The organism is Nonlabens sp. Asnod3-A02, from assembly GCF_045063755.1.
In the GTDB taxonomy this organism is placed as follows: Bacteria; Bacteroidota; Bacteroidia; order Flavobacteriales; family Flavobacteriaceae; genus Nonlabens; species Nonlabens xylanidelens.
Genome location: NZ_JBEFOC010000006.1, coordinates 453,438 through 459,986 on the forward strand (window position 1 = coordinate 453,438; position 6,549 = coordinate 459,986).

7 protein-coding genes and 1 tRNA gene are annotated in these 6,549 nt (G+C 32.3%); 5 read left to right on the forward strand and 3 right to left on the reverse strand.

The window, feature by feature from the left end:
- The first annotated feature begins 2 nt into the window (after positions 1–2).
- From ACJJVN_RS03170 to ACJJVN_RS03180, 3 genes are all read left to right on the forward strand, one after another.
- Positions 3–821 carry a hypothetical protein gene (locus tag ACJJVN_RS03170; protein ID WP_405377104.1) on the forward strand — a complete coding sequence of 273 codons (819 nt, stop codon included), beginning with the start codon at positions 3–5 and terminating at the stop codon, positions 819–821.
- A gap of 50 nt (positions 822–871) precedes the next feature.
- Positions 872–2,041 (forward strand): bifunctional folylpolyglutamate synthase/dihydrofolate synthase, encoded by a 1,170-nt coding sequence (locus ACJJVN_RS03175; protein WP_405377109.1) that lies wholly within the window; start codon positions 872–874, stop codon positions 2,039–2,041.
- 60 nt (positions 2,042–2,101) lie between these two features.
- A tRNA-Val gene (locus ACJJVN_RS03180) sits at positions 2,102–2,176 on the forward strand.
- A gap of 477 nt (positions 2,177–2,653) precedes the next feature.
- Here ACJJVN_RS03180 and ACJJVN_RS03185 read toward each other — a convergent pair.
- Genes ACJJVN_RS03185 through ACJJVN_RS03195 form a run of 3 tightly spaced genes read right to left on the reverse strand, consistent with a single transcriptional unit; the run spans position 2,654 to position 4,695 of the window.
- Positions 2,654–4,021: a class I SAM-dependent methyltransferase gene (locus ACJJVN_RS03185; RefSeq protein WP_405377105.1), complete on the reverse strand. Its 1,368-nt coding sequence runs from the start codon at positions 4,019–4,021 to the stop codon at positions 2,654–2,656.
- Positions 4,022–4,023: 2 nt separating this feature from the next.
- A complete protein-coding gene (locus ACJJVN_RS03190) occupies positions 4,024–4,215 on the reverse strand; it encodes a hypothetical protein (RefSeq protein WP_405370682.1) in 192 nt (63 codons plus the stop codon).
- A gap of 27 nt (positions 4,216–4,242) precedes the next feature.
- Positions 4,243–4,695, reverse strand: a complete 453-nt coding sequence (locus tag ACJJVN_RS03195; protein WP_405377106.1) for a GAF domain-containing protein — start codon at positions 4,693–4,695, stop codon at positions 4,243–4,245.
- A 75-nt stretch (positions 4,696–4,770) separates the two neighbouring features.
- On the opposite strand from ACJJVN_RS03195, the gene xrtF reads away from it, so the two are divergent.
- Positions 4,771–5,304, forward strand: a complete 534-nt coding sequence (gene xrtF, locus ACJJVN_RS03200; protein ID WP_405377107.1) for an exosortase family protein XrtF — start codon at positions 4,771–4,773, stop codon at positions 5,302–5,304.
- Between the two features lie 7 nt (positions 5,305–5,311).
- On the forward strand, positions 5,312–5,737 hold the full coding sequence (locus tag ACJJVN_RS03205) for an exosortase F system-associated membrane protein (RefSeq protein WP_405377110.1): 426 nt from the start codon (positions 5,312–5,314) through the stop codon (positions 5,735–5,737).
- Positions 5,738–6,549: the final 812 nt, after the last annotated feature.

The window sequence follows — 6,549 nt, forward strand, 5'->3', positions numbered from 1 at the left end:
ACATGAGTTACTTAAAGACAAAAGAACAAAAGATATCTGCAGGAATAAGTACTCTACTTATTCTGATGCTTATTCTCGTATTCAGATTTGTCTCTGTAATTAATGTAATTGAACCACCAGAAGATGCAGGTATCGCTATCAACTTTGGTAACACAGCTGTAGGATCTGGACCTGTTGAACCGGCAAAGCCAACTAAAGTAGCCCCAGAGTCTAAACCAGAAGTGGTTGAACAACAAGAAACGCCGCAATCTGAAAATATAGTCACACAAGATAATACAGACGCACCTACGGTAGAATCAAATCCTGATGCAAAACCAGATCCGAAGCCTGTAACTAAACCAGTCACCAAACCTGTAAAACCTAAGCCAGAACCTAAACCAGATTCTTCAGTATTAGATGCTTTAAATAGTGTCGCAGGAGCAGAAACTGTAGATGGAGAAACTAGCACAGGACAAGGTCCTGGAGACGGTCCTGGTAATAAAGGAGACATTAATGGAGACCCATATGCAAACACGTATTATGGAGCACCTGGCAGCGGACAAGGCGGTAAAGGGTATGGATTAAATGGTCGCGGTAAAGTTGCTGGTAGCGGCGTTACTCCTGACTGTTTTGAAAGTGGTAAAGTAATCGTAGAGATTCATGTAGATCGATCTGGAAAGGTTACACAAGCATTCCCTGGTAAGAAAGGAACCACAAATAAAGCAAATTGTTTATTACAAGCAGCAAAACAAAGTGCTATGACTTATAAATTTAGCCCTGCACCTAAAGCCCAGCCTACACAAGTAGGGTTTATAGAAGTCATATTTAAAGTAGGAGAATAACATTGCTTACTTATAAAGAAACCTTAGACTGGCTATTCTCACAGCTACCTATGTATCAAAGAGCTGGAAAAGCAGCCTATAAAGCCGATTTACAAAACACCATAAACCTAGATAATTATCTAGGTAACCCTCATAAAGCATATAAAACAATACACCTAGCAGGTACTAATGGTAAGGGATCTACCAGCCACATGATTGCTAGCGTATTACAAGAAGCTGGTTACAAAGTAGGCTTATACACATCACCACATCTCAAGGATTTTAGAGAACGCATAAGGATAAACGGTAAAATGTGTACCGAACAGTTTGTAATAGATTTTATCCACAAACATCAAACATTCTTTAAGAACAACCAACTATCATTTTTTGAAATGACCGTAGGCATGGCTTTTCAATACTTTAAAGAAGAGAATGTTGATATAGCTGTGATAGAAACAGGTCTAGGTGGTAGACTAGACTCTACTAATATCATCACTCCTATTATCAGTGCTATTACTAATATAGATAAAGATCATACTGCTATTTTAGGTAATACTTATTCTAAAATAGCAATAGAAAAAGCAGGTATTATTAAAAATTCTGTACCGGTAGTTATAGGTGAAAAAAGAAGCTATTTAAAACAGCTATTCACCCAAATCGCTAATGAGCTAGACAGCCCTATACATATCATAGACCATAGAATAACGAGCTTACCAACAGATCTTAAAGGCAATTATCAAAAGTCAAATGTAAGAGTTGCGAGTAAAATGATAGAGTTAATTAGTCCAACACACTTCACCATTACAAAAGAACACACAAGCAAAGGTTTACTGAGCGTGGCCCACAATACAGGATTAAGGGGCAGATATGATATAATTAACGAGCGTCCTAAAACAATATTAGATACCGCACATAATGTAGCAGGAATAAATCTATTGATAAATCAGGTAAAAAAGGAGTCATTTCAAGAATTACACATAGTTTTAGGAATGGTAAGCGATAAAGATGCGGATAGTGTTATCCAACTTTTACCCAAAAATGCCACATATTACATCTCAACACCAAATATTCCTCGAGGAATGAAAAAAAATATTTTAAGTTCTCATTTGCATAATCACGATTTACACAACACCATCTTTACTACTCTAAATCAGGCATTTGAAGCTGCAAAAACAGCTGCAAAACATGAAGATTTGATCCTTGTAACTGGTAGTACATTTGTTATTTCAGAAATAATTTAAAAAAAAACTTCCAAAAATTCTTTGTGTTCCAAAAAAGGGTCGTATATTTGCAACCGCTTAGGGCGCTTAGCTCAGTTGGTTCAGAGCACTTGGTTTACACCCAAGGGGTCAGGGGTTCGAATCCCTTAGCGCCCACAAAAGGTCTTCAGAAATGAAGACCTTTTTTTATGCAATAAATTTAAGCAGAAACAAGCTTAAATTAACAGCATGAAAAATTCATTAAAATCAATCATCTTATACTATTGATTTACTCTTTCCAAAATAGGTCACAACCGATTCCATAAGAAATACCCATAAAGGCTTACAGCAGCTTTTAAGCAATGTATTCACTTAGAAGAATAGGTATGCGTTAAAATAGAAAGTAAAACCTCTAAAGAGCTTAACACAGCGCAAAAACATAAAACTCATCAAGTAGAATCTCAAAGGGCAGTAACCACAAGAATATCATGAGTTAAATCAGCTATAAAAACTCATTATCGTCTTCATTTAACATATATAAGAAACTACAAGTTGATTTTACTTAAATCAATTAAACAAATATTATCTATTTATTTAGAATGATGAAGAAAGAATAATAATCAAAGAAATATAGACACATCTAAATTCTCGTCACTACAGTCTTTGAAACAAGAATAATGTACGCGCTGTTCCTCGTATCTTTTCAGATTTAATCAAATTAAAATACTTTTGATACGCTTTCGCGAAAGCAGAAATAGTATAATCATCAAATAAATGACGAGCCTCTCGCTTACTATTTAGAATAAATTCAACCCAACTATCTTCTCTATCTGGGAATTCAATAATTAAGTATTTAGAAAGCTGCGAAAAATATTGAGCACTCATTTCAAATGGAACGTTTCCACTTAAAGTAATATGATGAATTAAAGCTAACGCCATGCTCAAATCTGGTGCAAAATCAATAACTCTAGAATTAAAAGAAGCTCTCTCCTGGTTATTAAACCCTATTCCTGGAGATGGTTGCAACAGATCATTTACCAAACATGTTAACTTACTAGAATCATTTTTAATGTGTTCTAGATAACATTGATCAATAGCAGGCTGATCTATATCACACACTATGAGTTGATCTATCTGTGGTAATAATTCTTTACCAAACGTACCGTCGTTACCACCTAGATCAATAACCTTTTTGGAATTTAGTTCTTTATTCCATTTGACAATAAGATCTTTCTTAAACTCAAAAGACTTCCTATTATAGTTGGTCTCAGAATAATATTTAGACCACTCTGTGTTCTCCTTGGATTCCATACCATCTATATACATCTCCAGGGCAGATAGCATTTTTATCTGTCTAGCTTTACTAAGATCCACAGATCGGTCAGATCCACCTTCTTTATTATCATTTTCTGCTTCAGATTTAGATAATAAGTAAATATGACTGTAAACCGTAGGATTAAATCTACTAATAAAAGGTAATTGCCTTTTTACTACATTAAGATCAATACCATTGATAGAATGTTGCAGAGTTTTCAAATGTAAACTTCCATGGTACTGAGCAAGTAAAAGAGGCCCAAAAAAATGCTCATTAAACTGTTTGAGCCCTCTCCATGGCGTATTTATTTTATATTGCTCTATACTAAGAGTATCTATAAAGATTGCCTTTCCCTTTTGAAACGTTACATTAAAGGCAGTGGCATCTTTAAGGGAAAAATTATTCTCTAATAACCATATTTGCAATCTGAGAGTTAATTGCGCAGCATGTTTATATTGTGTAAAACTCCACTCATACGGATAAGTAATGAAATCTAATTGCACTGGCTCTAGTACAATTCTACTAGAATCAGAAGATATTTCCTTATGTCGGACTAACCATTTTTTATCAAATAGAGAATTATATATACCTGCAGACACCGCGGCTTTATACTCATCAAAAAATACCGGATTAATCTGTCTATAGACTTTAATATTCTCTTTAAAAATAAATCCAGAAGGATCTCTATATGATGAAGGGTGTCTCAATATTACTTAATTTCAGAGTCTTTGTTGTAATTACTTTCAAAACTACTCTCCTTTGCCGCTTTTCTTAAACCGAACCAACCCTTTATAATAGTAATAACTTTTTTGTAAAACAAAACAAAACCTGCTAGTGCTGCAATAGCTCCCTGAGCAATCATCATTCCAAGACCAGCATCAAAATAGAGTAAATTATTCATAGTGCAATTTACTTAAAAATAAACATCTTATAGTAATGTTGCCACTTGAACATTAATCCACTCTAGAAAACGCTCATCAGCTTCATTAAAAGCATTTATAGTATTACTATCTATATCGATCTGACCGATATTTTTACCATCTTTAAACATGGGAATAACTACCTCACTTTTCACATGAATACTACAAGCAATATAATTATCCTGCGCATGCACATCTTCGACAACAAAATTAGAGTTAGAGACAGCTACTTGTCCGCAAATACCTTTACCAAATGGTATTACTAAGTGGTCTGTCGGTATCCCTGCCTGGCTCCAAAGATGCAAGGTAGGCTCAGACTGATGCGCCATATAAAAACCTACCCAGTTATATGTATCGATATTACTCTGTAGTAGATCACAAATTGATTGCATAGTTTTCTTAACATCAACATTATTATTTATAATATCTGTAATTTGAGGCTTTAAGGTATCTAAATTCATATTCTAACTTTAATTAAAAGCAAAGCTAGTATTTGGTTTCCTTATAATAACTAAATTTGTGTAAAATAAATCTATTTGGAAACATTAAAACCTTATTATCCTATATTCAAGTTTGTTGCTGTTTTTTTCGGTATATACATTCTGCTTTCAATAAGTTATTATCTGTTTTTAAATTGGGATTGGAGTAGTTACAACTATCCAGACCCTATAACTTCACAAATAGCACATCAAACTAAAAGAATTCTCAACTTAATAGGACATCAAGCAGAAACCATCAATTCACCAAAGCATCCATCTGTAATTATGTTTATAAATGAAATGAGAATTTATAGAGTAATAGAAGGTTGTAATGCGGTAAGCGTAATGATCTTATTTACATCATTTATCATTGCTTTTGCTCAAAGCTTGAAGAAAACACTTTTATTTATATTATTTGGAATAGTCTTTATATACATAGTTAATTTAATTAGATTAGTACTGTTGGCATTAATATATGTATCCTATAAAGAACATGCACATTTTGCTCATGAAATAATATTCCCAACTATTATCTACGGTGCTGTTATCGCACTATGGCTATACTGGATCAAACATATTAAAAATGCATAAAGTTCAGATGATTATCTCCGTTCCCCTATTAATCGTAGCATTGATATCAGTAAGAGTTTTTGAATCAAATTTATTTTACGATCCTTTCAATTTTTACTTCAAAAGTAACTTTCAAAATTTACCAATTCCTGATTTTAACATAGTACGATTAACATATTCACTAACACTACGTTTTCTAATCAATCTAACAATCTCTTTAAGTATTATATGGGTATTATTTAAAAATAAAACTTATCTTAAAGCATCTCTCTGGGTTAATTTGACATTTTTTGCAATACTTCTAATAACCTTTTTAATATTTTCAAAATTTGAAAGTAATTGGATTAAAATGCTATTATTTTACATTAGAAGGTTTCTGATTCACCCTATATTTTTATTGATTTTGGTACCTGGATTTTATTTTATTCAATTCAAAAAAACACAAATCAAATAAATTACTATACAATTGTTCTAGTAATTCAATTTAGAAGATATTCTTGTATCAACTGAATATATTCAAATCAAAAAGAACTTAGTCTGTAGATTATTGATTTCAAAAACTTCTAAAAAATTCCAACTCTTTTAACTAAAAGCCACTAACTAGTATCTTAAAGCATATTTTAATTCACGTAAAATGAATATCAACACGAAAAACAAAACACACTTTTCATATGGTCGAAGATGGTAACAAATTAAAAGATAATAAAGACTTTAAATATTAATTTTAAACAGCTTAAGGCTATACAAATTGGCAATAAAAGTGTAATATTTATTCAAAAAAGGATTACAATCTTTAAGAACTTTTGGTAGATCATATTGAAATATTTAATAAAAATAATCTAATAGCTAATAATTTTAATATAACAAATATGATATCTAATTATAGATTTCATTTCATTTAGATCATGACAGCAATAACTAACAATAGCTTACAGTAAAATCAAATCAAGAAGACACATTCTTAATCAAGAAAACCTATTCAAAATCATCTTATCCGCCCATACCATTAACCAGCAAATACCTATATCGATAATACATTAATCCGAATGAAAGGGTTAATCCTGTTAACAACCCAACACACCCTACTCTTTTTTTTTATAATGAAGTCTTGACAGTAACAACCCTAGATGAACAAACTTATAACATTATTCATTCTAGAACGGACATGTATAAACAAAAAAAACCCTTGTCTAATTGACAAGGGTTTAAAAGAAGGCGGCGACATACTCTCCCACAAATAGCAGTACCATCTGCGCAAATGGGCTT